The sequence below is a fragment of the Porphyrobacter sp. CACIAM 03H1 genome (assembly GCF_002215495.1).
In the GTDB taxonomy this organism is placed as follows: domain Bacteria; phylum Pseudomonadota; class Alphaproteobacteria; order Sphingomonadales; family Sphingomonadaceae; genus Erythrobacter.
This window is the reverse complement of the sequence record NZ_CP021378.1, coordinates 2,665,416-2,690,558: the sequence shown is the minus strand read 5'-3', so window position 1 is coordinate 2,690,558 and position 25,143 is coordinate 2,665,416. Positions and strand designations below refer to the sequence as shown.

Here is a 25,143-nt window from a genome sequence, read left to right as displayed (position 1 = left end):
CCGATGGCGCGCCCGCCGCTGACGATTCCGCCCGAGGTGCGCAGCCGGTTGAAGCGGCTTGCCTTGCGCACCCGGCGCGACATGGGCGACCGCGGCTTCGGCATGCACCACAGCCGCAACAAGGGTGCGGGCCTCGAATTCGCGCAGTACCGCGCCTACGAGCCGGGTGACGAGCCGCGCCGGATCGACTGGAAGCTGTTCGCCCGATCGGACAAGTTCTTCGTTCGCGAGGCCGAGGAGGAAAGCCCGATCGCGGTGTGGCTGCTGATCGACGCCAGCGCCTCGATGGGCCAGGCCGACCGCGCGCGGCCCGACTGGTCGCGGATGGATGCGGCGCGGCTGCTGGCGCTGTGCACCGCGCAGCTGGCCCTGATGCAGGGTGACCGCTTCGGATGGATCGCGTTGCATGGTCATGGGCTGGTGGTTGCTGATCCGCACCGCGGTCGTGCGCAGTTCGAACGCATGCAGATCGAGCTCATGCGGCTCGAAAGCGCGGGCACTTTCCCCGATCCCGCGACCCTTGCACCCCTGTGGGAACGCATCGGCCCCAACGACCTCGTGCTGTTCCTCTCCGACTGCTTCGACGAGGGCGGGATCGCCATGATCGAACGCCTCGCCAAGGCGGGGCGCGAGGTGCTGGCGGTGCAGCTGCTGACCGTCGAGGAGCGCGATTTTCCTTTCGACGGCGGCTACCGCTTCCGCGAGCAGGAGAGCGGCGCGGCGCTGGTCGGCGACGGCAAGGCCCTGCGCGACAGCTTCCTTGCGCGTTTCGCCGAGGCACGCGCCGCGCTGGCCGAGCGGCTCGATGCAGCAAGCATCCGCCACACCGCCTACGTCCTCGACGAAGCGATCGACCGCCCGCTGCACGTCTTCTTCGGGCGCGGGGCACCCCCAGCGTGACGCCGCTGCTGCTCGCCCCGCTCGGTCTCGCGGCACTGGCGGCGCTGGTCGTGCCGCTGCTCGTCCACCTGCGCCGCCGCACCGAGGAAGTGCCGCTCGATTTCGCTGCGCTGCGGTGGCTCGATCCGCGCCCGCGGCCCCGCAGCAAACTGCGCTTCGACGAATGGCTGCTGCTTGCCCTGCGCCTGCTGCTGGTGGCCCTGCTCGCCTTGCTGCTGGCGCGGCCCGCGGTGCTGGGGTGGCAGGACGATGCCCTGCGCGTGCTGGTTGCCCCCGGAGTTGACCCCGCCGCCGCGCAACAGGCCGCGGGGCCCGAGGCGGAGCTGCGCTGGATCGCGCCGGGCTTTCCGGTGGTGGGCGAGGGCGCGCCGCCTCCTCCTGCCGGGGTCTCCAGCCTGATCCGCCAGTTCGATGCCGAACTGCCGCAGGGCGCGCCGCTGACGATCCTCGTGCCGCCGGTGCTTGCCGGTGTCGACGCCGCGCCCTTGCGCCTGACCCGCGAGGCCACGTGGCGCATCGTCGACGGTGGAAAGACGCAGGCGAAACCCGCCGCGCCCGCAAGCCCGGCGCTGGCGGTGCGCCACGCACAGGATCAGGCCGGCGCGGTTCGCTATTTCCGCGCCGCCGCGGCAGCGTGGAGCGACAAGCCCCGCTTCGATTCCGGCACAGATGGCGCGCTTCCCCCGCGCGGGAGCGTGCTGGTCTGGCTCGTCCCCGGTCCGGTCCCGGCCTCGGTGAGCGACTGGGTGAGCGCAGGCGGAACCGCGCTGCTCGCCAGCAACACCGAAATCGCCATGCCCGCCGCGACCGAAGCGCTCTGGCGCAGCGTCACCGGCGCGACGCTGGTGGAGGGCGGGATGCTCGGGGAAGGACGGCTGCTACGCTTCACCCGCCCGCTCGAGCCCGCAGCCATGCCCGAACTGGTCGACGCCGGCTTCCCGGCGCGCCTGCGCGAACTGGTCTCGCCCCCTGCGCCGCCACCCGCGCGGATCCGCGCGGAAGACTTCGCGCCCGCCACGGGGGCAGCGCCCTTTCCACTCCCCCCGCGCGAATTGTCCGACTGGCTCGCCGTGCTGATCGCGCTCGTCTTCCTCGCCGAAAGAGTGCTCGCCACCCGGCGGCGGAGGTTAGCCGCATGAGCCGGGAGCTGCGGACACAGGAGTGGCTCGCCCCCGCGCGCCGCCGCGCCGTGCTCGACACCCTGCTGGTGTGGGGGCCGCCGGTGCTGGTGCTCGCCGCGGCGGGCTGGGCGATGGCGGGCCCGCTCGCAGCGGCGGCAGCGCTGGGGGCGGGCGGTTTCGCGCTCGGCTGGCAGGCGGTTCGCATCGCCCGCCGCTTCGACCGTGACTGGCTGGTGCGCCGCCTCGATGCCCGCGACGCCGCGTTAGAGGACAGCGCCGCGCTGGTCTTCGTGGAGGCCGATCTCGGCCCGCTCCAGCGGCTTCAGGCGGAACGCATCGCCGCCCGCATTGACGCGCTCGACCCCGCCGCCCTCGCCGAGGACTGGTCGCGGCGGCGCATTGCCGTGGTGTGGGCGCTGGGACTTGCGGCGGTCGCAGGCATCCTCGTCTGGCAGGCGCGCGCCGAGGCGCCGCCGCCGCTCGCGCCCGTCACCGCCGTGACCGCAGCAGCACCGGGCGAGCCGCGCCTCACCGGCCAGCGTATCCGCATCGTGCCGCCCGCCTATACCGGCCTTGCGCCGCGGTATGCGACGGGCCTCGATGTCCGTGCGCCCGCCGGTTCGCGGATCGAATGGACGTTTGCCTTCGCGCCGCAGCCCTCGTCCGCCGCGTTGCAGCTGGTGGGCGGCCAGCGCCTCCCGCTGGCGCAGGGCGGGGACGGGTGGACGGGCGCGCTGCGGCTCGACGTGCCAGCGCTCTACCGGGTCACCGCCGAAGGCATGCGCGCCGCGCAGCCGGCGCACCGGCTCGAACCCGTCGCCGACGAACCGCCGCAGGTGCGGGTGGTTGAGCCCGCCTCGGGTCTCGTCATGATGAAGCCCGGGCAGCGCAACTGGCGCGTGGTGTTCGAGGCGAGCGACGATTACGCGGTCGACCGGCTCGCCCGCCTCACCCTCACCACCGCCATCGGCGAAGGCGAGAACGTGACCTTCACCGAGCGCAGCCGGACCGTCACCGGCACCGGCGATCCGAAACGCCGGCGCTTCGTCATCGACCTGCCGCTTGCCGATTTCGGGCTCCAGCCGGGGAGCGATCTGGTGGCGCAGTTGACCGTCGCCGACACCCGCGCCCCCGGTCCACAGATGGTGCGCGGGCCGGGCGTGATCCTGCGCTATCCTATCCCCGAGCCACCCCAGGCCGAGGGGCTCGACCTCATGGCCAAGCAGGTCATGCCCGCCTATTTCCGCAGCCAGCGGCAGGTGATCATCGACACCGAGGCGCTGATCCGGCAGCGCCGCAGCCTGTCCGCCGACGAATTCCTCGTGCGTTCCGACACCATCGGGGTCGACCAGCGGCTGCTCCGCCTGCGCTACGGCCAATTCGTCGGGATGGAGGCCGAGGAGACGCCGAGGCCGCCGATGCCGACTGCGGACAAGGATGCGGCCGACCAAGGCGAGCATTACGACGGCGACGGTCACGATCACGGCCACCATCCGGGCGACGGGCACGATCATGGGTCGGAGACCGAAAGCCCGGTGTTCGGCGATCTCGGCAACATCACCGCCGAGTATGGCCATGTCCATGACGAGAGCGAGGCGGCAACGCTGCTCGATCCGGACACGCGCACGCTGCTCAAGGCGGCGCTGGATGCGATGTGGGAGGCCGAACTCAACCTGCGATCGGGCCGGCCGGAGGCGGCGCTGCCCTTCGAGAACAGGGCGCTCGACTACATCAAGCAGGTTCAGCAGGCGACCCGCATCTACCTGCCGAAGATCGGATCGCGGCAGCCGCCGATCGACCAGGCGCGGCGGATGACCGGAAAGCGCGAAGGGATCGTCGGCGGTGGCGCGAGCCTTACCCCCTTCGCGATCGAGGATGCGGTTCCGGCCACCGCGTGGCGGGCGCTGTCGCAGCCCGGGGCGATCGACCTCGACGGGCTGGAAGGCTGGGTGCGCGCCAACAGCGGGCGGATCCGCGACCCGCTGGCGGTGCTGGCGGCAATCGACGCGGTGCGCGGCGCACCGGCCTCTCGGAGCCTTCGCGATAAACTGCGCGGGCAGCTATGGACGGTGCTCACCCGCCCGCCCGCCGCAGTCCGCCGCCGCCCCGATGGCGGGGCGCTCGGACGCCGATATCTCGAGGCCCTGCGGTGACCGCGACGCCCGAAACCCTCGCCGCGGTGCTGATCGCGGCCGGCGCGCTGGTGGCGGCGCTTCGCCTGCTGTGGCGCCGCCGCGATGCCCGTGCGGCGGCGCTGGCGGTGCTGAGCCTCGCCAGCGGCGCTCTGCTCTATCTCGCCCTGTTTCCGCCACACCTGCCGGTCGGCGGGGAGACCCTTGTGGTCGCCACCGCCGAGACCCCGGCGGGAACGCGGGCGGGGCCGGGCGAGAAGCTCGTGGCCCTGCCCGAGGCACCGGCGCTGGCCGGAGCCGAACGGGTGCCCGATCTCGCCACCGCGCTGCGCCGCCACCGCCAGGTGCAACGCCTGCGGATCGTCGGTCGCGGTCTTGTCGCGCGCGATCGTGAGGCGGATGCGGGCCTGCCGGTGAGCTTCTCTCCCTTGCCCGATCTGCGGGGGCTGGTGCGGCTCGATCCCCCCGCCGATACGCCGGCGGGTTCGGTGTTCGCGCTGGCGGGAGAGGCGGCAGGGCTGGCCGGCGGGACAGCCGAGCTGCTCGATCCTGCCGGACGCCGCGTCGACAGCCGGGCCATCGCGCCTGACGGGGCTTTCACCCTCGGCAGCACCGCACGCGCACCCGGCCTTGCGTTCTTCACCTTGCGGCTGCGCGGAGCCGACCGGAAGATCGTCTCGGACACGCCCGTGCCGCTGCGCACGCTGGAGGCGCCCGAACCTCTGCGCGTGCTTCTGGTCGGCGCACCTTCGCCCGAGGCCAAGTATCTGCGCCGCTGGGCCGAGGACTCCGGCATCGACCTCCAGAGCCGCCTTGAAGCAGGGGGCGGGGTCGATCTGGGCGATGCGGGAGTGCGCCTTGATGCCGCGACCTTGCGCGATCTCGACGTGGCGATCATCGACGACCGTTCGTTGCTCGCGATGGGAAGCGGCGCGCGCGCGACGCTCGCAAGTGCCGTCGCGGGGGGGCTCGGCGTCGTCATCCGCATGACCGCCCCTGCGACCGCTGCCTCGCGCGAAAGCTGGCGCGGTCTCGGGCTCGCTGTCGAGGGTGGCGGCGAAGTCGCTGCGGTGTCGCTGCCGCCGCTTGCCGCCGATGCCGAGGCACTCGCGGTGCAGCGCGGACCCGGGCCGGAGGATGTTCCGGCCGAACTCAACAGCTTCGAGGACCCCGCGCCCGAACTCGGCAGCTGGCAGCTGCGCGGCGGGCCTGCGCTGGTGCCCGCCGTGCGCGATGCCGACGGTGCGCTGCTCGCCGGGTGGCAGCCGCGCGGGCAGGGGAGGGTCGCAATCTGGACGCTGGCCAACAGCTTCGCGCTCGTCCTCAACGGGCAGGCCGAACGCTATTTCCAGTGGTGGAGCGACACGGTGAGCGCGGTCGCACGGGCCGAGGGCGCGTTCCGGCCCGACTTGCCGCCGCTGGTGTACGAGGGAGAGCGGATCGCGATCTGCGGCCTTGCCGGACCGGCTAGGGTGACGGGGGCTGACGGCAAGACGGTGGCGCTCGTGCTCGATCCCGATGCCGGGTCGCGCGGCTGCGCCGCCTTCTGGCCGCAGCAGGCAGGGGTGCATGGCATCGCTGAGGACGGGCGCAAGGATGGCGGGAGCTTCGCCTTCGCCGTCCTTCCCAAGGGCGCGGTGGCGGGCATCACGGCCCGCGAAACTGCCATGGCGACGCGCCGCTGGGCGGCCGCCCAGAGCGGGCAGCATGATGGGGAGGTGCCGGAGCGGCGAGGGCCGGGATGGCCGTGGTGGCTCGGCTGTCTGCTGGTCAGCGCGGCGCTTTGGTTCCTCGAGCGCCTCTGGCTCGCGCGCCGGGATCCGACCTAGCGAGAGCCGCGCGCGGCAAGGACGCTCGGCACTGTGAGGACGATGATCTTGAGGTCGCGCATCATCGAGCGGCTGCTGACGTAGCGCACATCGAGCAACACCCGCTCGAAGTAGCGAATGTCGCTGCGGCCCGAGATCTGCCAAAGGCCGGTGATCCCCGGCCGGACGAGGCAATAGAGCGCGAAGTGCTGGCCGTAACGCGCAGCCTCGTTCTCGACGATCGGGCGCGGGCCGACGATGCTCATCTCGCCCATCAGCACATTGAAGAGCTGCGGCAGTTCATCAAGGCTCGAGCGGCGCAGGAAATTGCCCAGCGCGGTGACGCGCGGATCGTTGGTGAGCTTCTGGTGCTCGGCCCATTCGCGCGCAGCTTCGGGATCGCTGCACAGAATCTGCTCGAGGCGTGCCTCGGCATCGATCACCATCGAGCGGAACTTCCAGCAGCCGAAAGTCTTGCCGCCCAAACCCACGCGGCGATGGCGGAAGAAGACCGGCCCCGGATCCGTGCACTTGATCGCGATGGCGATGACGACGAACAGCGGGAGGAAGAACAGCAGGGCGAGCGATGCGATCAGGATGTCGAGCCCCCGGGATAGAGCCTGCGGCGACCAACTGCCTTCCACCTGATGCAGCGGCGCGACCCGGAAACTGTCCTTGGGCTCGATATACACGGTCCTGCTACCTTTCAGGTCTGCCGGATCTGCGATCCTCGATGAGACAAATTGTGCGTGAAGGCCCCTGCCCCGCGTGTAAAGTTTCTATTTCCGAGGGCCGCGGGTGGCTCTAGAATAGGTTAACATAGCGCTTCGTTCCGGGGAGGTCGTAGCGGTTAAACAACGGCTCGTCGCAGCGATGGCGCGCCGTTAGGTGGGACAAGATGATGGTTAGTGAACACGGCCTTGCCGACGATGCGCCTCCCGCCGAGGAGACGCCCGACAAGGAGGTGACTCGCCGCCGCGTGCGCCGCAGGGTGCGGGTGCGCAAGCAGGAGAAGTTCCCGCGGCCCGTCCGGCTAGCGCTGTGGCTGGGAATTCCTGTCCTGCTGTGGATCGCCATCTACCTCGTCGGCCGGGCGCTGCTGTGACGGTGCGACGGGCGCTGGCATCGGCGCCGGCGTCGCTGCCGAGCAGGGATGGGCTTCCTGGAGACTGGCGACGATCACCGATGCCGCCTGCGCCCCGGTGAGCGAGGGGTTCGCGACAAGATAGGCCTCGAAAGTGTCGGCAAGCTTGCCGAGCGTCAGGCCGGCGGGAAGGCAGGGGTCGCCGGATCCGATCCAGACACGATAGGCGCGCGCGCTATCGGCCACCGCTGCGAGATAGGCGAAGCAGTAGGAGCGCGAGAAGCTGGAGTTCTCCCGGCACTTGCGCAGCAGCCCGCCTGCGGATTCGAACCCGGCAACGTCATCGGCATCCGCGGTCTGGGCTGCGCCAGTCTGCGGGAACGCCAGTATGAGGATCGCGCCCGCGAACCAGGCGAGCGCCCGCGCAGGCCTTGCCTTCACTTGCCGCCGTCCGCAGCGTCTTTTGCAAGCCGCAGCGGCCGGGCCCTGAAGGGCGTGGCCGCGGGCGCGGGCGGGGCGGGGTCGAACGTCGCGGTGATCTCCGCGATGCTCCCGGCTTGCGTTGCCCCCGGCATCACCGCCGGGATTTCGTCACCGGCGGCGGCGCGCGGTGTGTAGGCGGCGATCTCCGGTTCCTTGCCGGAATAACGCATGGTGAAGGACGACGCCTGCCCGTTCGTGCCGCGCCAGCGGTAGAACATGTGGCGCCCGATCTGCCCCGCCGGATCGAGCGAGGCGCTCCAATAGGGCGTCACGTAGTCGGCGTGGTAATGGGTCGAAAGGCCCACGTCCGGTTCCACCGCGCCTCCGAGGGCAGCCTTGGCGACGCGGTTCGCGCGGGCCCACAGGTTCGGGACGGGCGGACGCGCGCGTGATCCGTCGCAGGTGAAGGTGAATTGGCACCCGGTCGAGCGGTGCTGGCCTTCGAACACCACGCCGCAGACGCTATCCGGATAGGCGGGATGGCGGACCCGGTTGAGCACCACCTGCGCGATGGCGCGCTGGCCGCTTTCCGGCTCGAGCGCACCTTCGTAGTAGATCGCCTCGGTGAGGCAGGTTTCGGCCCGAAGCGCGCTGGCCGCATCACCGTAGCTGGCCACGAAGGGGCTCGCCGCCTCGAATGCGAAGGCTGTCGCAGGCGAATGGTCCGGCTCGGTCCGCGGCTGGATCTCGACCCCCTCCGCAACACCGAGCGCGGGCAGGGCAACCCCGGCAACGACGCCGCCCGAACGGCCCTGTTCGGCGAGCACGAAAGGCACTGCGATCATCGCCAGCACCGCCAGCGCGCGCGCGGCACGCCGGGTCTGCGTCCGACCCCGCGGGAGCGGTGCGGCGGGCGTGCCGAGGATTTCTGGCAGTGCGGACGGCATGGGCCTGATTGCTGCTCCTTGCAGATGGGATTGCAGAGCTGGCGCGCCTGCAACGTCGCGGTTTGGCAGGTGCGCGGGGCTCCTGCCTCGGCTGGGCGAAAGCGGCCTTAACGTGGGTTTGGAACGCGGGGAGGCGGCTCAGGCACGCGATGCGCCGTGCGAGACGGCGCGCCGGAACAGCTGCGGGAGGAAGCGCGTCGCGGCCCAGCGCCAAGCATAAGGACGCTGGGGACGGCTCAGGATCGCCCGTGCCGCAGCGCGCATGGCCACCGGGATGGTGCCGCCTGCAAGGAAGAGCTCGCGCTCGGCACTGGCGATGAAGAACAGATGCGCCGTGCCTGCCCGACGCATGTCCTCGCCATAGCGCGCGAACAGGACACGGCGCGAGGCACGGTTGGCTCCGGCATGGCGCGACACGCGTGCCTCCGTCGCGCTGCCGTCATGGTAGCGCGCGAAGGGCCCGGGGACGCAGTCAGCTTCGAAGAAGCGGGTAATGCGCAGGACGAGATCATAGTCCTCGTTGGCCGCCAGCGCCGGGTCGAAGCCGCCGACGAGCTCGAGCGCGGCGCGGCTCGCCATCGCGGTCGATCCGCAACCGGTGACGACATTGCGGGCCAGCAGGTCGCGGTAGATCCAGCCCTTGTGGCGGGCCCGGTGGACCGTTCGCGAGCCGTCAGCCGCGAGGCTTTCAAACCCTGTATAGACTAGGCCCAGCCGTGGACCCGCGGAGCGGAAGCGGGCGACCTGCGCGGCGAGCTTGCCTGGCAGCCACTCGTCGTCGGAATCGAGGAAAGCCACGAGACCGCCGCGCGCCTCGGCGATGCCGCGGTTGCGCGCGGCGCTCACCCCTGCATTGGGCTGCGAGACAAGGCGAAGCCGCGGATCGGCGATCGCTTCGACCACCTCCCGGGTGGCGTCGGTCGATCCGTCATCGACCACGATGACCTCGAGGGGCGGAGGGTGTTGCGCCAGTGCGCTGGCGACCGCCCGGGCGATGGTGGCGGCGCGGTTGTAGGCCGGGATCACGACACTGACACGCAGGTCCGGGCGGTTCGCGCTGGCGGCGATGGAAGGGCGCGTGTGCGGATCGGGGCCGGGCGGGCCGCTGCCGGTAGGCCAGCGCGGGCGAGCTTGGGCCACGTCGGGCACGTTGCCCAGCCGCAGCGCGAGGTCAGCACAGCGCGTCCGCAGTGCCTCGGCATCCGACGGGATGTCGCAGGCGATCCGTTCAAGCGATCCGGCGAGCGCGCTGCGATAACGGGGCAGGCGCCCCGACCCCTCGAGCAGGTCGATGATCCGCGCATTGACCTCGAGCCGCGCGGCGACGCCTCTCTCGCTGCGGGCGGTGCCGGAGAGGGACCCGCCGCCCGGTAGTCGCCGGTAGAAGGCGGCACCACTCGCCGTGCGTGCCAGCACATTGCCGCGCGCAAGTCCCCGCATCATCACGTCGCCGTCCTGATTGACGGCAAGGTCCGGGTCCCAGCCGCCGCTGCGTTGATAGGCGGCTCGGCTCCACAGCACGCTGCACGGCGGATGATACCAGCCGCCGAGCCAGGCGGAGAGATCGTCCTGTCCCGCGCAGCGCGGGGCGCAGGAAGGCGGGGCCCAATGCCACGCGCCGCCTTGCCCCTGCTCGAAGCGGTACCACGGGGCGCAGGCGATATCGCCTTCGCCCGCCTCCAGCGCCCCCACCAGCGCCGCGAGGGTCTCCGGGGCGAGCAGATCGTCGGCATCGCAGAACATCAGCGCCTCGCCTTCTGCCTCGGCGAACCCCGCCAGCCGCGCACGGCTGGCCCCGCGTTCGGGCACCCCGACGAGCCGGACCGGCGCCCCGAAGGACCGGGCAATCCTGCGGCTGCCATCTTGCGAACCATTGTCGGCGACGATGATCTCGTGGGGCGGCCGGGTCTGGTTCAGCAGGGAACGGATCGCGACGCCCAGATAGGCCTCGGCGTTGAGGCAAGGGATGATGATCGAGGTCCTCACGCGATCGCGTCCAGCACCGCCTCCACGCCCGCCACATCAACCGTCAGATCGCGGTCGAGCGGATGTTCGGCCGTGCCCGCCTCGGCATGGAGCAGCCAGTAATGCAGCCCGAGCCCGCTGGCGAGGTTGTAGAAATTGGGGTTGGGAAAGCCGGGATCGGCAAGTTCGACCACATGGCCGCCCTCGGGGCAGAACAGCATATTGGTCAGGCCCGCGCCGTGCGGGGCGAGGAGGACCCGGGTCTGCTGCATCAGCGCGACCTGATCGGGAAAGGCGAGGTCCTCCATGAACACCTTCTCGAAGCCGCGCGGCTCGAGCACCGCCCACAGCGAAGCCTCGTTGGTGATGCGCCGCCCGCGGGATCGCTCGCGGCTTATGAACACCCGGCGCGAGGCGGAGGCGCCGTGCCGCTCCGGATCCGCGAAGGCGCTGCGCACGGCCTGCATATGGGACGGATCGAAGCGGTCGGTGACGAGCAGCGTCAGTTGGTCGACCGCTACCGGCTGCTCGGGATCGAAGCGCCGGAAAGTGGCAGGATCGATCCCCAGCATCCTTATGGACGCCTCCATGACGCCAGTCATGGTGCGGGGCATCAGGACCTCGCCGAGCAGCCCGCGCTCCTTCAGGATGAGCAGCTTGGGCAGGTGCGCGGTCAGCCAGTGCGAGTGGTTGTGATAGGCGCGCTCGAGGATCCAGGTGGCGCTGTCGAAATGCTGGACTGCGATCTCGCCGCGCGCCGCGGCGGCTGCCTGGGCGGCGTGGCCGGGGCGGTGGGCGATTTCGCGGCTTTCGAGCGAGGTCTCCTCGTCGCTGATGAGTGCGGGGAAGAAATCGCCCTTGCCTGCGGTGTGGAAGAACAGCAGCCGTGCGCGCTCGATGTGCGCAAGGTAGGTGGCGGCGATAGTGCGCTCGGGAACGTCACGCATCGCGTAGCCCCACAAGGCACCGTCATCCGAGAGCCCCGCGCGCGCGGCGATATTGCGCGGCAGGGGCGCACAGGCGGTGCGCGGGGGACGCAGCACCTGCCTGTCGCCGGGTGATCCGCGCCGTTCGAGATAGGTCTCGAGCGGCTCGCGCACCCGCCAGCGCCACCCCAACCATGCGGGCGCCACGCCGCGCTCGACCGCACGCTCCGGCATTCGCCTGAGATGCCAGAGCAGCGCGTGGGGAAGGTCGGCCAGTGCCATTGCCGGATATCCGTGTCAGGCCGCCATCTCGCGGAATTCCCGGTGTCCGCGCCTGAGACTTTCGAAATCGCCGAAGCCTTCGACCCTGCCGTCCTTGAGGTAGTAGAGCGTGTCGCAGCTTCGCACGGTCGTAAGGCGGTGGGCGATCATCACCACGGTGCGCTGGCCGCGCATCCCCTCGACCGCTTCGATCACGGCGCGCTCGGTGGTGTTGTCGAGCGCGGAGGTTGCCTCGTCGAGGATCAGGATTGCGGGATCGTGATAGAGCGCGCGAGCAATGCCGATGCGCTGCCGCTCGCCGCCCGAGATGCGCACGCCGCTTTCGCCGACCACCGTGTCCAGCCCCTCGGGCTGCCGGTCGATGAACCGGCCGAGCTGGGCGAGACGGATCGCGGTCGCAAGCGCCGCCTCGTCCACGTCGCGGTCCTCGATCCCCAGCGCGATGTTGCGCCTGATGGTGTCGTCGAGGAGGTAGATCGACTGCGGGACATAGCCGACCTGCGTGCGCCAGCGCCGCAGTTCCTGCTCGTCGAGCCGGTGACCGTCGATCACCAGCCCCCCGCGCTCCGGTGCAAGAAGGCCGAGCAGCACGTCGACCACGGTCGATTTGCCCGCTCCGGTGCTGCCGACCAGGCCCACGGCGGTGCCCACGGGGATGGCGATGTCGATGCCCTTCAGGGCATGGTCGGGTGCGCCGTCGTAGCGGTGCCAGACACCTTCGATGCCGATCACGCCGAGCGGGCGGTCCTGTGCAACCGATGGTTCCGCGGCCGGTCCGCCAAGTGCAGGCGCGTCGCCCAGAAGAGCGAGATCGCGCACGATCGGCTCGATCGAAACGAGGCTGTAGCGCAGGTCCGCGAACTGGTTCATCGCTGCGCTCGAGGCTTCGCGCAGGCGCACCAGGCCGACGACGAACAGTGACAGGGTGACAAGGATGCTCTCGGTTGAGCGGCCTTGTAGCACCAGCCCGCAGGCGAGCGCGAGCAGGCCCGTCATCGCCACCATCTCCGAGGCGGGCGGGATGATCCGGGTGATGAACATCTTGAAGCCATTTACCCGCGAGATGCGGCCCACGGCGGCCATGACCTTGCCGGTGAAGAACGCCTCGCGGCCAAGAGTGCGGATTTCCTTGATGCCGCCGAAGGCCTGCATCAGGTTCTGGTTGAAGACCTTGCGTTCCTGCTGCTGGATCAATCCGAAGCGTCGCAGGCGGCCGCTCACGCCGCGCACCGCGAGGATCGCGATCACGCCCAGGAAGGCGATCCAGGCGAGGGTGATCACGGGTTCGACGAAGAGCAGGAAGCCGAGCACCGCCACGAGGATCACGATGCGCGTGCACAATTCGAGGATCGTGCTGATCACGCTGTAGCACACCGTGGTCACCTCGCCGTCGACGTTGCGGAGCAGCTCGGACCGGTTGCGCTGGAGGAAGAAGGTGTAGGGCGCGTTCATGTAGGCGCGCATCAGCCGCCCGGCGATCGCGATGCGGCGGTTGGTGACATAGCGAATCTGGGCCCAGTAGTTGAGCGCCAGGAAGCCGTTCTTGAGCGCGAAGATCGCGAGCAGCACGCTCGCGCCCCACAGCACCAGCTCGCTGCTCGAAAGGTCCCGGGTGACGTCGCCGAGGATGCCGCCGATCAGCGGCAGGCCGACCATCGCCTCGCGGTCGACGACGGCGCTCACGAAGGCAGGCACGGCGGCCAGCCCAGCGATCTCGAGCAGCGCCCCCATCAGCATCATGGCGAACAGGACGAGCGCATTGAGCCGGTCGCGCCGGGACAGGAGCGACAGGAGGCCGAGGAGCGGCTGGACCCTGCCCGAGCTGTCGTCCTCGCGGCGGAGCGTCGTGGCGGCGCTCGTCATGCCGGGGTCGCCAGTCCCGCCGCAGGCATGCGGCCCGCCGCAGCGGCGGCCTCCGCGATCATGCGGTAATCGGGGAGCTTGCCGCACAGGGCGTCATCCCACAGGTCCGTGAGCAGGTGCTTGTGGCGTTCGATGTCGGATTTCCTTGCCTGTTCAAAGCCGCGCTCGCGCATTTCCTCGGGCACGGGTGCTGAGACGATGGCGGGCAGTTCGTCGATGGAATCGTAGAGGACGCCGGCACCTTCGCCGACATACTGGATGAGGTCGCGCCGCAGGTTCGGCATGCAGATCCCGACACCCGCCGCCTGGGCCTCGGCGATCGCCATCGGCCAGCCGACCGTCGGCCTGGCGAAATCGCCGGTGTAGACCAGCCAGCGGTGCTTCTTGTATTCTGCCGGCATGTCCTCCGGCTGGACGGGATCGACCATGTTGACGCCTGCACCGAGCTGCGCGTCGCGCGCCTTCAGCCACTCGGTGCGATAGCCCATCGCATAGAGGTTGAAGGTGCGGTCGGGGACTTTCCGGGCAAGCCGCAGGAAATCGGGCATCGCCTTTTCCTCGGTGACCAAGCCAATGTTCATGACGGCGTCGCCATTGGCGCTGCGGTCGTGGAAATGGTCGAAGCGCACTACGGGGAAGCAGTCGATCAGTTTGCTCGCGTTGGCCCCGGCGTGGATCAGCCACGGGCGCGCGCAGGGGAAGCCGAGCACCCCGAGACACAGGTCGCTTTCCATCGCTTGCAGAGCGTCTCGCAGCCACGGCGAACGCTCCGGCGGCGTCTCGCGGCGGAGCATCTGCCTGATGCGTCCGGCGAAGCCCTTTCTTCGGAGAGCGATTGTGTCGCAGGAATGGGTGCGCACGGTGAAAGGCACCCCGGTGATGCGCGAGACTTCGCCGATCAGGTGCAGTTCGGTGAGGTGATGGGTGTGCAGCAGGTCGGGCCTGAACGCCTGCACCGCTGCGACGAGTTCCTCGATCGTGCCGGCAAAGCTGTGCGGCCGGTGATTGTCATAGGGAATGCCGGGCGCTTCGCGCGTGACGATGCCGATCTCGTAATCCTGCTCCAGCGCCTCGATCTCGTTCTTGATGTAGGTCTGGCCGATCTGCGGATATTCCCTCAGCAAGAACAGCACTCTGGGCTTTTGCAGGCCAGGACCGGAACGGCTGGCGGGAGGATGGCTGGTCGTCGTCATGGGCACTCCCTTGATTGGGGATGGAACTTGGGCGACATCGAGGAACCACAGACGCACCCGTGCCGCGGCGCCGGGGGTCGTGCTGCGGTTGCGAAAAGACAGGCTTGGCGAACGCAAGACCACTAAGCAGGTTAGGGACCTGATCCCGCCGCGCGCGCAAGCGGAGCGCATGACCCGAACATCCACTTCCGAGACCCGCCCTGCGGGCGCCGCCCGCCGTGCCCGGGTGTCCATCGTGATGCCGACCCACAACCGCGCGCACCTTGTCGGCGAGAGCATCGAGTCTGCCCTCGGCCAGTCGCTGCCGCCTGCGGAGATCATCGTGGTGGATGACGGATCGAGCGACGAAACGCCCGCAATCCTGCGATCTTTCGGTGACCGGCTGATCGGGTTGAGGCAGGACAAGGCGGGCAAATCGGCCGCGCTGAACCGCGGCATCGCGGCGGCCAGCGGCGACTTCCTGCTGGTGCTCGACGATGACGACCTCTTGCCGCCCGGTGCGCTGGCGGCGCATGTCGCGGCCCTCGAGGCCATGCCGGAGGCAGGTTTCTCCTATGGCCGGTTCGCCCGATTTACCGGACGGGGCGAGGATGCACATTGCAGCACCGATTGCGAGGAACTGCCGCCCGAGGGCGAAAAGCGGCTGCTGGTGCAGCTGATGCAGTGCTGCTTCCTTCCCAATCCGACATGGATGGTGAGGCGCAAGGTGCAACTTGCGGCCGGTCGTTACCGGAGCGATCTGCCGCGCGGGCAGGATTACGAGATGATCCTGCGCCTCGCCCGGGCTGCGCCGGGAGCCCGGGCCGAGGGTATCTTGCTCTACCAGCGCAAGCACGTGGCAGCGCGCACCACCAGCCACGGCACGGTGGTCGCCAAGGATACGGTGGCGGGCTGGATCGATGCCGAGCGCACGATCTTCGCCGAGATCGACGAGAGCTGGAGCGATGCCGACTTCCAGCCATTCGAGACCCCGCCGTCAGGTGCTGAAGCGGAGCGGCTTGCGGTTCTCCAGCGTGCGGTGATCCTGTTCATGCGCAAGCTCCACGACCGGGCCGAAGGGCACCTTGCGCGCTATTGCGCGCTGCTCGGCAACGCAGCCCCGGGACGGCGCGAGCTCGCTGTGGCCACCGACCTTCTCGGCGCGCGTTACGGGATCGGCGAAATTCTCGATGCGAGCCATGATCCGGCGCGGCTTGCGGCGCTCGACCTGCCGCTGGCGCTGCGCCGTTCGATGGCGCGCCATCTGCCGTGGCGGATGCGCGAGTTGATCGGTGGCGGGCGATTCGGCGATGCGGCAAGGCTCCTCGGCTGGGGCCAGCGTGCGCTCGGGACCGCGGCAGTGCTCGGCGCGGCCGGCGGGCGGCTCGAGGATCACGCCCGACGGGGGCGGACCAGATCGCGCATCAGCGCGTCGTAGGCATCGTGTGCGCCGGCGACGGAGAAGGCTTCGGCGCGGGCGCGGGCCTTCTTTCCCAGAGCGGCACGTGCGCCGGGATCGCCAAGCAGATCGGCTACCGCTTCGGCGAGAGCCTCGGGATCGTCGGGCGGGACCAGCCGGGCGCCATTGCCTGCGGTGTCAGCCACGCCGCCGACGTCGGCGGCAACCGCAGGCGTGCCGGTGGCCATCGCCTCCATCAGCGCCAGCGGCATGCCTTCGCTGCGCGAGGGCAAGACGAAGAGGTCCGCCTGGTGAAGATAGGCCCGGATGTCTTCCGGGCTACGCCGTCCGGCGAAATGCACCATGTCCTCTACCCCGAGCCTTGCGACCTGTTGCGCGAGTGCGTCGTGCTGCGAACCTTCGCCGATGATCACCAGCCGCGCCCGGCAGCCGCGCCGTGCCAGCGCCGCACAGGCCCCGATCAGCACGTCGAAGCCCTTGACCCGCTCCAGCCGCCCGACGGCCACCAGCAGCCGATCGCCGTCCTCCGCCTGGCGCGGCGGACCGGGATGCCAGAAGTGCGTATCGACCCCGTTTGCGATCACAACGGGCGCGATGCGGGGGGCGAGCCCCTCGTCGACAAGCTGGGCGGCGATGTCGTCGGACACGGCGGTCACAGCATCCGCCCCGCCGATGACCTGCGCAAGATAGGGAGCATCCTCGGGTAGCGGGCGCAGGATGTCGCTGCCGTGGCAGGTCACCACCACCCGGTAGCCAAGCCAGGGCGCTAGCGCGACGAAGTAGAGTGCCGAGGGCGAGGCGAAATGGATGTTCACGATCTGCGGCCGCTCGCGCAGCAGGCGCAGTATCAGGCGTGCGGCGGTCGGCAGGTGGAGCCATCGCGCGGAGTTCCGCCGCACATGGAAGGGTTCCGCCCACCCGGCATTCCGCCTGCGGTCCGGACGGCCGCGCTCGGCCCACCCGCTGCTCACCCGGTGGCCGCGCCGGGCGAGGCCGCAGGCAAGGCTGCGAACCACGGCCTGCACCCCTCCGGCCTGGGCGCTGTCGACATTGGTGTAGAGCAGGACTCGCAAGCCGGTCACGCGGTCGCCATCGGTCTAGAAGAACCTCTCGCCCACCCGGATCGTGTCGCCCGGGCGCACCGGGAAGGAGGGCGTCTCGCGCAGGTCGACCAGCATCTCGCGCGTGTCGGTGGCGCGTTTCAGGAACACCTTGCGGCTGTTGGCACGGTAGGTGAAGCCGCCCGCTGCGGCCACCGCCTGCTCGATCGTCAGGCCCACCGCAAAGTCGTATTGCCCGGGGCGCGCCACCTCGCCGAGGATGTAGAAGGGACGGTAGTTGATGATCTCGGCGCTGACCCGCGGATCCTCGAGATAGCCGCTTCCCAGTTTTGTCGTCAGTTCGGCCTGCAGGTCCTCGACCGTGCGGCCCGCGACGGCGATGTTTCCGATCAGCGGGAACGACACGTCCCCGGCGCCGGTGACCCCGTATTCGCCCGTGAGCGTCTCCTCGCCAAAGACGGTGATGCGCAGCTTGTCGCCCGGACCGAGCGTGTAGGGCGCGGCGTTGTCGACGATGCGCGCGCGCGGCGCGTCGCCTCCGCCCGAACAGGCGGCGAGCAGTGCCAGCATCAGGGCGGCGAGCAGGGCGGGGATGCGCAGCATCATGCGGGGTTCCTTTGCGCTTGTGGAGAGAGACGGGGCGCGCGTCCGCGCATCCGCCTGAGAGCAGGGGAGCGTCGGGTCGGCGTGGCTGCGGCAAGCGGCAGGGCCGCGAGCGCGGCGGTGATGGCGTAGAGCAGCACCGTGTCGATCAGGAAGGGGCCGACGACCAGCTCGGTGCGGACCCGCAGGAGAATGGTCAACAGCGTCACGACGGCGAAGGCGCGGGGCGCGTCGACCGCGACGACCAGCAGGGCCACGCCGCGCAGCACCGCATAGGCGACCGGCAGCAGAAACAGCGCCAGGCCCACCAGCCCGAGATCGGCCATCAGCTCGCGGAAGGTGTCGTGGAAGTGGAAGGCGCGCCCGTCGCTCTGGCCGTTGCGGGCGAGCAGGCCCTTGCCTTTGGGGCCGAGCCAGATCGCCTTGTAGCCGTGGCCGATGACCGGGGCCTGCGCGATCAGGCTGTCGGCCTCCTCCCACAGCAGCGTGCGCCCGGTGAGCCGCGCGTCCTTGTGCAGCACGTCAGTACGCACGATCGCGGCTTGGCGCTCGATCTCGGGCAGGGCGACCAGCACGGGAACCGCGAGCAGCGCTGCGGCAAACAGCGCGAACAGCCGCCCCGCGCGCCCGAGCAGCGCGGCGAGCGCGACGAGCCCGAGCATTCCCGCCATGACCAGCCCTGAGACAACCGCCGTCATCGAATCCGCCTGCACCAGCAGGAAAGCGCCGGGGACCAGCGCCAGCGCGGCGGCGATGCGGGTCCTCAGAAGATGCGCGCCCGACGCCAGCACGCACAGCGCCGAGCCGATCCAGAACAGGGCGATATAGCTCATCTGGTTCTTCGATCCGGCAAGGCCGATCAGCACCGGCCCGCTTTCGGACATGCCCGCACGGCCCGAGGCGAGGCCGGCGAGGCAGGCGATCGACACTCCGACGAAGACTGCAAGCACAAGTTCGCGCAATGACAGGAACCGCCCCAGGGCGAACCCCATCACCACGGTGAGCAGCAGTTGCAGTCCGTAGCGCAGCGAGACGGCGGGGATGTCCGACCACAGCCACGATGCCGCGGCAAAGGTCGGCAGCAGCAGCAAGGGAAGGGCCGCCGGCAGCAGCGATGGCAGGCTGCGCCAGCGTACCGCAAGGATGGCACCGAGGCACAGAAGTTGCACCAGCGTCATCGCCGGACCCAGTGCCGGAGCGGCAAGGCAGGCGAAGATCGTCACCGCGAAGCCGAACACGGACAGGCGCTCGAACCCGAAGGGTTCGGCCGGGCCCCGTCCCTCGCGTGGTCGAGCTGGTGCTGGCAAGGTGGTTCGCCTCCGGTTGCTGGTCGGGCGGGCGCGACCCTCGCCGATTGGACCGTGCGGTTCGCTCACACAGGTTACTGCCCTGCCGCAGGATCGGTCTTGCTGGCCGGGTCGGTCAGGGTGCGATCAGGAAGCGGTGGCGGGGCGCGCCGGTGCCGCCGCTCCGGACATGATCGGGCCGCAGCAGGGCGAACTTGTCGCGCGCGACGCCGAGACCCGCATCGAGCAGCAGGCGGGGACGGTCGCTATGCGCGATCAGCGCGCGCAGCAGCCCGCTCTCACGCTTGGCATCGAGAAAGTGCCGATGATGCCAGCGTTGGGCGCACTGGGCACGGTGGGCCGTGAGAATGGCCCGGTCGGCGTCCCGGAGCGGCCCCGCCAGCATCCGGTCGTCCGCTGCAACCAGCGCGGCGAGATCGGCTGCGGAGTGGCGCGCGCTGAGCGAATCCGGACGCTCGATGGCGAGGTAGCCGCAGGCCGCCACCAACCGGAACCGCGCACCGGCCAGCAGCATCCGTGCGTAGAGATCGAAATCCTCTCCCAGCCGCAGTCGCGGATCGTAGGACAGGCCATGTCGCTCCAGAAAGGCGCGGCGCATGACCGGCTTGAGGAATCCGAGCTCGCCGCGCGGGCGCCCGGGCCGCGAGAAGTTGGCCTCGACGAACCGGGCGAAGGTCATGCGTTCGGCCACGCCGCCGGTCGCGAAGGCGGCGAGTCCGGCGAACTCCGCGGCCTCGTCCTCGGCGACGAACATGATGTTGTCGGCCGACATGTCCCAGTCCTCGCGCAGGTCCGCGATGGCGGCGAAGCGTCCGGGGAGGATGACGTCGTCGGCGTCGAGCACGGCCACCAGCGGGGCGGACGAGGCGGCGAGAGCGGCGTTGCGTGCGCCGGCTGGGCCGAGATTGCGCGGTTGACGCAGGATGCGCAGCCGCCCGCTCCCGTCATCGACGCTCGCCGCTTTGCCGGCCGTGTCATCGCGCGAGCCGTCATCAACGACCACGACCTCGCGCACCGCGCTCTCGGCCAGTGCCGACGCAACCGCCCGCGCGATGGTGGCCTCGGCATTCATCGCCGCGACGATCACGCAGATGTCGTCCATGCCGCAGCCTCTTTTCATGCACCGGTGGGGAAACAGGCGCAGCTTTAGCCGCAGGCCAGAGACGGGGAACTAACCTCGTTAAGGGGCTGCCGGGTCCGATCCGGCCTATGCGGTGGCAGCCACGCCGCAAAGCCTTGCATTCACCCCCGGAGAACCCCCGCGCTCATGGCCCTTGCCGCGTCCAGCCCTGCCGAGCCGCTCGTCTCGCTCCTGATGGTCGCCCGCAATGCCGCGGCCCATATCGATGCCGCGATCCTCTCGGCCCGCCGCCAGACGCTGGGCGCGATCGAGATCGTGGTGGTGGACGACTGTTCTCAGGACGCGACCGGCGAGATCATCCGCCGCCATGCCGCGCTCGATGCGCGGGTGATCCCGGTGCGGGGCCACGGCCGGGGCCTCGCGGCGGTGCGCAATCTCAGCCTTGCCGCCGCTGCCGCCCCCTATGTCGCGGTGGTCGATTGTGACGACATCCTGCATCCGCGGCACGCCGAGAACCTGCTTGACCTTGCGCGCCGCTGCGGCGCGGACCTCGCGGCGAGCAACATGATCGCCTTCTCCAGCGACGAACCTGCCACGCTGTTCGCGGATGCCCCGGAATGGCAGCGCGAGCGAATGATCGATCATGCCGAATTCGTGGCGACCGGTAGGGTCGACAGGCCGTTGCTGCAACTCGGATATCTCAAGCCGCTCTTCCGCGTCGATGCTCTGCGCCGCCACGGGCTCGGCTACGACCAGCGCCTCAGGATCGGTGAGGACTGGGATCTAGTCGAGCGCGCGCTCGCAGCCGGGCTGACCTACGCCTATCGTCCCGAACCGACCTACTTCTACCGCCGTCACGCCGCCTCGACCTCGTTCCGCTGGCGGCCCGAGGATCTTGCCGCGCTGATCGCCGCCGAGCGTGACCGCCTGGCGAAGGACGTTGCCGGCGGGGCGGGCAAGGGGCTGGTGCGGGCGCGGCGCGAACGACTAGCCTCGCTCGAGGATGCGCTCGCGCATGTCGAGGCGGTTGATCACCTCAAGGCCCGCCGCATCCTGCGCGCGCTGCCCGGTCTCGTGCGCCGCCCGCAAACCGCCGCGATGCTGTGGCGCAGCGCGCGCGAGGGGCTCGAGCGGCGCACCGCCGCAGCCCGCAAGCGCGGTCTTTCGCCCGAGCCGCCCGCGCCCGAGCCCCATGTCCTCGTCTGCGGGGAGGTGCCATGCGGCTCGCCGGTCGCGATCGCCGCCGCTCTGGTGGCGGCAAGCGGCTGGACCGTGCGCCAGCTCTCGCGCGAGGCGCTACGCGATCCCGTCGCCACGGCCCGCGCGGGACAAGGTGCGGCGATGGTGCTGCTCGCCGACGGGACGCTCGCCGATGCCGCAGCCTATGCGATCGGCGACCGAGCGCCCTTCGTGGCGGCGGCGGGTGCCGGTCACCCGCTGGTCGACCATGTCATCGAGCCGCACAGCTGCGGAAGCCTCCTCGGCCTCTTGTCGGCCGTAGGGCTCGCCGACACTGGTCTCGCATGGCGGGTGCGTGAAGGGCCGGTCTCGGGCCTCGCGGCATGAGTCAGGCTCCCCGCGCGCTTTTCGTCAGCCGACAGCGCCTGATCGGTGCGACCAACGGCAGTTCGGCCTATCTCATCGATATCGCCAATTCGGTCCGGGCGGCAGGGCTCGAACCCGTGCTGCTCCAGCCTTCGCCCGACGTGATGGGGCGGGTTCCCTTCTACCGCGCCCGGCCGGAGATGGCGGTCTTCGCACAGCACCGCATTCGCGGGGTGGCACGGATCGGGCGCTGGTTCGTTTCCCGCGACCCGGGGGTGTGGCGCGATGCGACCCTCGGCGTGCTGCGGAGCCTTGCGCGGCGTCTCGGCGCGCGTGGCGCGTGGTCGCAGGATCGACCGCGCCCCTATGCCATAGCCGCGCCGTGGAGCGAGGCGGACCGTGTCTGGCTCACCGCCCGGCAGGCGGGCGGCGGCGATCTGGTGATCGCCGACTATGCCTTCCAGTCCGTCGCCTTCGCCCTGCTCGGCGTCCCGCGCTCCCGCAGCGCCATCGTGATGCACGACCTGTTCCACCGCCGCGGCGGCTCGGGCGAGGGGGCGGACCGGGATTCTGTCGTCGCGCTCACGCGCGAGGAGGAAGTGGCGATGCTCGCCCGCGGCGGAACCATCATCGCGATCCAGCGGGACGAGGCCGACTTCGTTACCGCGGCGCTTCCCGAGGCGAGGGTGATCCTCGCACCCGGCACCCGCAAGGCCGAGCCGGCTGTGGCAGCGACGGGCGCGCCGGAGCGACTGCTCTTCGTCGGCAGCCGCACCGCGCCCAATTCCGACGGGCTGCGCTGGTTTCTCGAAAGGGTGTGGCCGCAACTTCGCGCCGCATTGCCCGAAACCCGGCTCGACGTAGTGGGGACGGTCGCGGCCGACTTTGCCGGCGAGCTGGTGCCGGAGGGCGTGCGACTACACGGCCTCGTCCCCGATCTTGCGCCCTTCTACCGTCAGGCGGGCATCGTGATCGCTCCGCTCCGCTTCGGCTCGGGCCTCAAGATAAAGCTCGTGGAGGCGCTCGCGTGGGGCAAGCCGATGGTGGTGAGCCCGGTGACATTGCAGGGCGTGGAGGAGACCTGCGGCCCGGCGGTGCTGGTCGCCGACAGCGCAGCCGCCTTCGTCTCGGCGATCCGCTCGTTGCAGCGGGACGGGGGCCTGCGTGCCGACCTCTCGCGGCGCGCGATCGGCGCGGTGGAGGCGCAGTTCGCTCCGGCCGTGGCCCACCGCGCGCTGCGCGCCTGGCTTCAGGATGCGGCGAAGGGCAATACCGGGGCGGGGATGCTTCTCCCGCCGGAGACGCGCGCGACGATAGCCTGCTTCCAGTAGCCCGCCGACCATCCGAGGTGCATGATCATCGCCGCGCTGCCCGAAAGGGCTACATCCGCGCGGCGCTCTCGGATCGCGAGGCCCAGCCCCCAGCCCTGGCATAATAACGCCCAGCCAACCGCGGGAAGCGCGAACGCTGGCTGCAGCGGCGCTGCGAGCGCAAGTCCGCAGGCCGGTGCGATCGCCAGCGGCAGGGCTTGGCGCAGGCGCAGCCGCCGGCGGTGCCGCCGCACCGTGGTCGCGCGGCCCTCGCCATAGCGCAGGTATTGCCGCAGCAGTCCACGCGCCGTCCCGCGCGGGAAGTATGTCACCGGCACCTCGGGTGCGAGCCAGATGCGCGCGCCCCGGGCCAGCATCCTTAGGTCAAGCTCGGCATCCTCGTTGCAGGCCATCGCCTCGCAATAGCCTCCCGCCGCGCGGAACGCGCCGATCCGCATCAGCGCGTGGTGGCCGTGTTCGACCAGCCCCGCAGCGGCGCCCGTCCGGTGGGCCGCGCCGCCCGTGCCGAGGCGGGAGTTCTGCGCGGCGGCGACGCCGCGCGCAAAGCCGCGCGCCGCACGCGTCTCCATCCGCACGACGACGGAATCGACGCCCTGCGTCTCGGCTATCGCGACGAGGCGCGAGACATAGTCCTGCGGGTAAAGGCAATGCGCATCGACCCGCGCGAGCCATGTGGCCTGCTCTCCGAACCGCGCCACCGCGCGGTTGATCCCGGCGCTCTGAATGCGGTCTGGATTGTCGAGCAGCACGACCCGCGCGTTCTCCTGCGCCATGGCGCGGACGATCCGCCGCGTCCCATCGGTGCTGCCGCCGTCCGCAACCACGATCCGCGTGTTGGCGGGGTCGGACAGGAGGCAGGTCAGCAGCGCCGCGATGTGGGCGGCCTCGTTGAGGCAGGGTACCACGGTGAGCACGCGGGAGGGGTGCGGCAGGGCAGGCATTGCTGTCATCGGACGAGGGTCTCCAGCTGGCGAACGAGGTGCCTGTGGTCGGCGGCGGAAAAGGCGATGCGCCCGGGCGGTACCGTGCGCGCCGCATCGGCGAGGGCGGCGTAGCTTTCGGGCGTGAGCGCTCCGAGTGCCGCCCCGATCGCTTCGCCCTCGGCAAGCCGCAGTCCCACCCCGGCCACCGCGAGCCAGCGCCCGGTCTCGACCCCGGCGAGAGCGACGGGCACCGCGCCGTGGGCAAGGCTTTCGTACAGGCGGTTGGGCAGCAGCCAGCGCGAGTTGAGCCCTTCCTCGAAATAGTCGATGCACCAGGCGAAATGGACCCGCCCGTAAAGCCGGGGGAGGTCGGAAGGGCGATAGGGGCCGGCATATTCCACGAAAGGTGCGCGGGCGATCTCGGCCGCGAAATCGGGAAAGATGTCGGGCGAGGGGATGCCGGCCACCAGCACCCGCACGCGCCCGTCCGAACGGGCGGCGAGGGCGGCGAGGATTTCGAGGCTGCGGCGGCAGCGCAGCATTCCGAACCAGCCGATCACCCAAGGGCCGTCGGCAGTGCCGGCCCCGGAGGTCGGCGCTTCGGGCAGGGAGCCGACCTTGTTCTCGACCAGTTCGATCGGCCCGCGCCAGCGCTGCACCGCGCGGAAGTAATCGCGCTCGAATGCGGGGGAACTGACGATCACCCTCGCCGTGCGGTCGAGCAGGCGGCGTTCGATGAAGCGCAGGATCCGTCCCGCCACACCGCCGCTGACCATCTTGCGGTGAATGTCGAGGCATTCGTAGACGAGCGCCTGCCCCGGTCGGGCGAGCGCCGCGGCGATCGCCAGCATCTCGAGATTGCGCGCAATCACGATATCGGCCCTGCGCACCATCGACCGCAGACGCCCCGGGACGAGCAAGGTGCGCAGCACCAGCAGCGCCCGCTGCCCCAGCCGTGCGTCGTGGCTGCGGCCAAGGGCAAGCGCCGGTGCGCCGCTGACGGCGGCCGGCGCAGTGCGCCGATGGAACCCGGCAAGCGTGACCTCGGCGCCGCCGGCCTGCAACGCCTCGACCCGCCGCGCGACGGCGGCATCGCCGAGATCGTGGACGAGATAGGCGATCGTGCTGGCCATGGTGGTACCCGTGTCCCCGCTGCTCCGGGGCGCGACCTAGTGGCACGCCCACGGGGCCGCTCTCTGGCCCACTGGCTGGCGGGGGAAATTCAAGTGCTTTGCTGACCTCGATCAGG

Annotated in this window: 21 protein-coding genes; 8 read left to right on the top strand and 13 right to left on the bottom strand. The window is 70.4% G+C overall.

The window, feature by feature from the left end; all coding sequences use genetic code 11:
* Positions 1-3: 3 nt before the first annotated feature.
* From CBR61_RS12875 to CBR61_RS12860, 4 genes are read left to right on the top strand one after another with little or no spacing between them, the layout of a single operon-like run.
* A complete protein-coding gene (locus CBR61_RS12875) occupies positions 4-900 on the top strand; it encodes a DUF58 domain-containing protein (protein WP_088914720.1) in 897 nt (298 codons plus the stop codon).
* Entirely contained in the window at positions 897-2,039 is a 1,143-nt protein-coding gene (locus tag CBR61_RS12870; protein WP_088914719.1) for a BatA domain-containing protein, read from the top strand. The genes CBR61_RS12875 and CBR61_RS12870 overlap by 4 nt, the downstream gene beginning before the upstream one ends.
* Positions 2,036-4,174, top strand: coding sequence for a DUF4175 family protein (locus CBR61_RS12865; protein ID WP_088914718.1), 2,139 nt, complete (start codon positions 2,036-2,038; stop codon positions 4,172-4,174). The genes CBR61_RS12870 and CBR61_RS12865 overlap by 4 nt, the downstream gene beginning before the upstream one ends.
* Positions 4,171-5,982: a hypothetical protein gene (locus CBR61_RS12860; protein ID WP_088914717.1), complete on the top strand. Its 1,812-nt coding sequence runs from the start codon at positions 4,171-4,173 to the stop codon at positions 5,980-5,982. Before CBR61_RS12865 ends, CBR61_RS12860 begins: the two co-directional genes overlap by 4 nt.
* Here the strand turns inward: CBR61_RS12860 and CBR61_RS12855 are convergent.
* Entirely contained in the window at positions 5,979-6,653 is a 675-nt protein-coding gene (locus CBR61_RS12855; protein WP_233996733.1) for a sugar transferase, read from the bottom strand. The two genes, CBR61_RS12860 and CBR61_RS12855, sit on opposite strands and share 4 nt — an antisense overlap.
* Positions 6,654-6,859: 206 nt before the next feature.
* On the opposite strand from CBR61_RS12855, the gene CBR61_RS16895 reads away from it, so the two are divergent.
* Positions 6,860-7,066 carry a hypothetical protein gene (locus CBR61_RS16895; RefSeq protein ID WP_157696594.1) on the top strand — a complete coding sequence of 69 codons (207 nt, stop codon included), beginning with the start codon at positions 6,860-6,862 and terminating at the stop codon, positions 7,064-7,066.
* On the opposite strand, the gene CBR61_RS12850 is transcribed toward CBR61_RS16895, so the two are convergent.
* The 6 genes from CBR61_RS12850 to CBR61_RS12825 all read right to left on the bottom strand — a co-directional run bounded on the left by CBR61_RS12850 (position 6,995) and on the right by CBR61_RS12825 (position 14,644).
* Complete coding sequence (locus tag CBR61_RS12850; RefSeq protein ID WP_088914716.1) at positions 6,995-7,486, bottom strand: Rap1a/Tai family immunity protein; 492 nt, start codon at positions 7,484-7,486, stop codon at positions 6,995-6,997. The genes CBR61_RS16895 and CBR61_RS12850 overlap by 72 nt on opposite strands.
* The gene (locus CBR61_RS12845; protein ID WP_088914715.1) at positions 7,483-8,415 is read right to left on the bottom strand and encodes a cell wall hydrolase; all 933 of its coding nucleotides are present in this window, start codon (positions 8,413-8,415) and stop codon (positions 7,483-7,485) included. The genes CBR61_RS12850 and CBR61_RS12845 overlap by 4 nt, the downstream gene beginning before the upstream one ends.
* Before the next feature lie 138 nt (positions 8,416-8,553).
* Positions 8,554-10,401: a glycosyltransferase family 2 protein gene (locus tag CBR61_RS12840; RefSeq protein ID WP_088914714.1), complete on the bottom strand. Its 1,848-nt coding sequence runs from the start codon at positions 10,399-10,401 to the stop codon at positions 8,554-8,556.
* Positions 10,398-11,588, bottom strand: a complete 1,191-nt coding sequence (locus CBR61_RS12835) for a glycosyltransferase family 61 protein (RefSeq protein WP_088914713.1) — start codon at positions 11,586-11,588, stop codon at positions 10,398-10,400. The genes CBR61_RS12840 and CBR61_RS12835 overlap by 4 nt, the downstream gene beginning before the upstream one ends.
* 15 nt (positions 11,589-11,603) lie before the next feature.
* The gene (locus CBR61_RS12830; RefSeq protein ID WP_088914712.1) at positions 11,604-13,451 is read right to left on the bottom strand and encodes an ABC transporter ATP-binding protein; all 1,848 of its coding nucleotides are present in this window, start codon (positions 13,449-13,451) and stop codon (positions 11,604-11,606) included.
* Positions 13,448-14,644, bottom strand: coding sequence for a hypothetical protein (locus CBR61_RS12825; RefSeq protein ID WP_157696593.1), 1,197 nt, complete (start codon positions 14,642-14,644; stop codon positions 13,448-13,450). The genes CBR61_RS12830 and CBR61_RS12825 overlap by 4 nt, the downstream gene beginning before the upstream one ends.
* Positions 14,645-14,813: 169 nt before the next feature.
* Between CBR61_RS12825 and CBR61_RS12820 the strand changes: the two genes are divergently transcribed.
* Positions 14,814-16,061, top strand: a complete 1,248-nt coding sequence (locus CBR61_RS12820; RefSeq protein WP_157696592.1) for a glycosyltransferase family 2 protein — start codon at positions 14,814-14,816, stop codon at positions 16,059-16,061.
* Here CBR61_RS12820 and CBR61_RS12815 read toward each other — a convergent pair.
* The 4 genes from CBR61_RS12815 to CBR61_RS12800 form a co-directional block, all read right to left on the bottom strand.
* Positions 16,016-17,125, bottom strand: coding sequence for a glycosyltransferase family 4 protein (locus CBR61_RS12815; protein ID WP_088914709.1), 1,110 nt, complete (start codon positions 17,123-17,125; stop codon positions 16,016-16,018). The two genes, CBR61_RS12820 and CBR61_RS12815, sit on opposite strands and share 46 nt — an antisense overlap.
* A 15-nt stretch (positions 17,126-17,140) precedes the next feature.
* Complete coding sequence (locus CBR61_RS12810) at positions 17,141-17,710, bottom strand: polysaccharide biosynthesis/export family protein (RefSeq protein WP_199797433.1); 570 nt, start codon at positions 17,708-17,710, stop codon at positions 17,141-17,143.
* Positions 17,707-19,014 (bottom strand): O-antigen ligase family protein, encoded by a 1,308-nt coding sequence (locus CBR61_RS12805; protein ID WP_157696591.1) that lies wholly within the window; start codon positions 19,012-19,014, stop codon positions 17,707-17,709. The genes CBR61_RS12810 and CBR61_RS12805 overlap by 4 nt, the downstream gene beginning before the upstream one ends.
* Before the next feature lie 115 nt (positions 19,015-19,129).
* Complete coding sequence (locus tag CBR61_RS12800) at positions 19,130-20,116, bottom strand: glycosyltransferase family 2 protein (RefSeq protein ID WP_157696590.1); 987 nt, start codon at positions 20,114-20,116, stop codon at positions 19,130-19,132.
* Between the two features lie 165 nt (positions 20,117-20,281).
* Between CBR61_RS12800 and CBR61_RS12795 the strand changes: the two genes are divergently transcribed.
* Complete coding sequence (locus CBR61_RS12795; protein ID WP_088914706.1) at positions 20,282-21,661, top strand: glycosyltransferase; 1,380 nt, start codon at positions 20,282-20,284, stop codon at positions 21,659-21,661.
* On the top strand, positions 21,658-22,971 hold the full coding sequence (locus CBR61_RS12790) for a glycosyltransferase (protein WP_088914705.1): 1,314 nt from the start codon (positions 21,658-21,660) through the stop codon (positions 22,969-22,971). Before CBR61_RS12795 ends, CBR61_RS12790 begins: the two co-directional genes overlap by 4 nt.
* On the opposite strand, the gene CBR61_RS12785 is transcribed toward CBR61_RS12790, so the two are convergent.
* The gene (locus tag CBR61_RS12785; RefSeq protein ID WP_233996732.1) at positions 22,890-23,921 is read right to left on the bottom strand and encodes a glycosyltransferase family 2 protein; all 1,032 of its coding nucleotides are present in this window, start codon (positions 23,919-23,921) and stop codon (positions 22,890-22,892) included. The genes CBR61_RS12790 and CBR61_RS12785 overlap by 82 nt on opposite strands.
* Positions 23,918-25,027 (bottom strand): glycosyltransferase, encoded by a 1,110-nt coding sequence (locus CBR61_RS12780; protein ID WP_088914703.1) that lies wholly within the window; start codon positions 25,025-25,027, stop codon positions 23,918-23,920. The genes CBR61_RS12785 and CBR61_RS12780 overlap by 4 nt, the downstream gene beginning before the upstream one ends.
* Between the last annotated feature and the right edge of the window lie 116 nt (positions 25,028-25,143).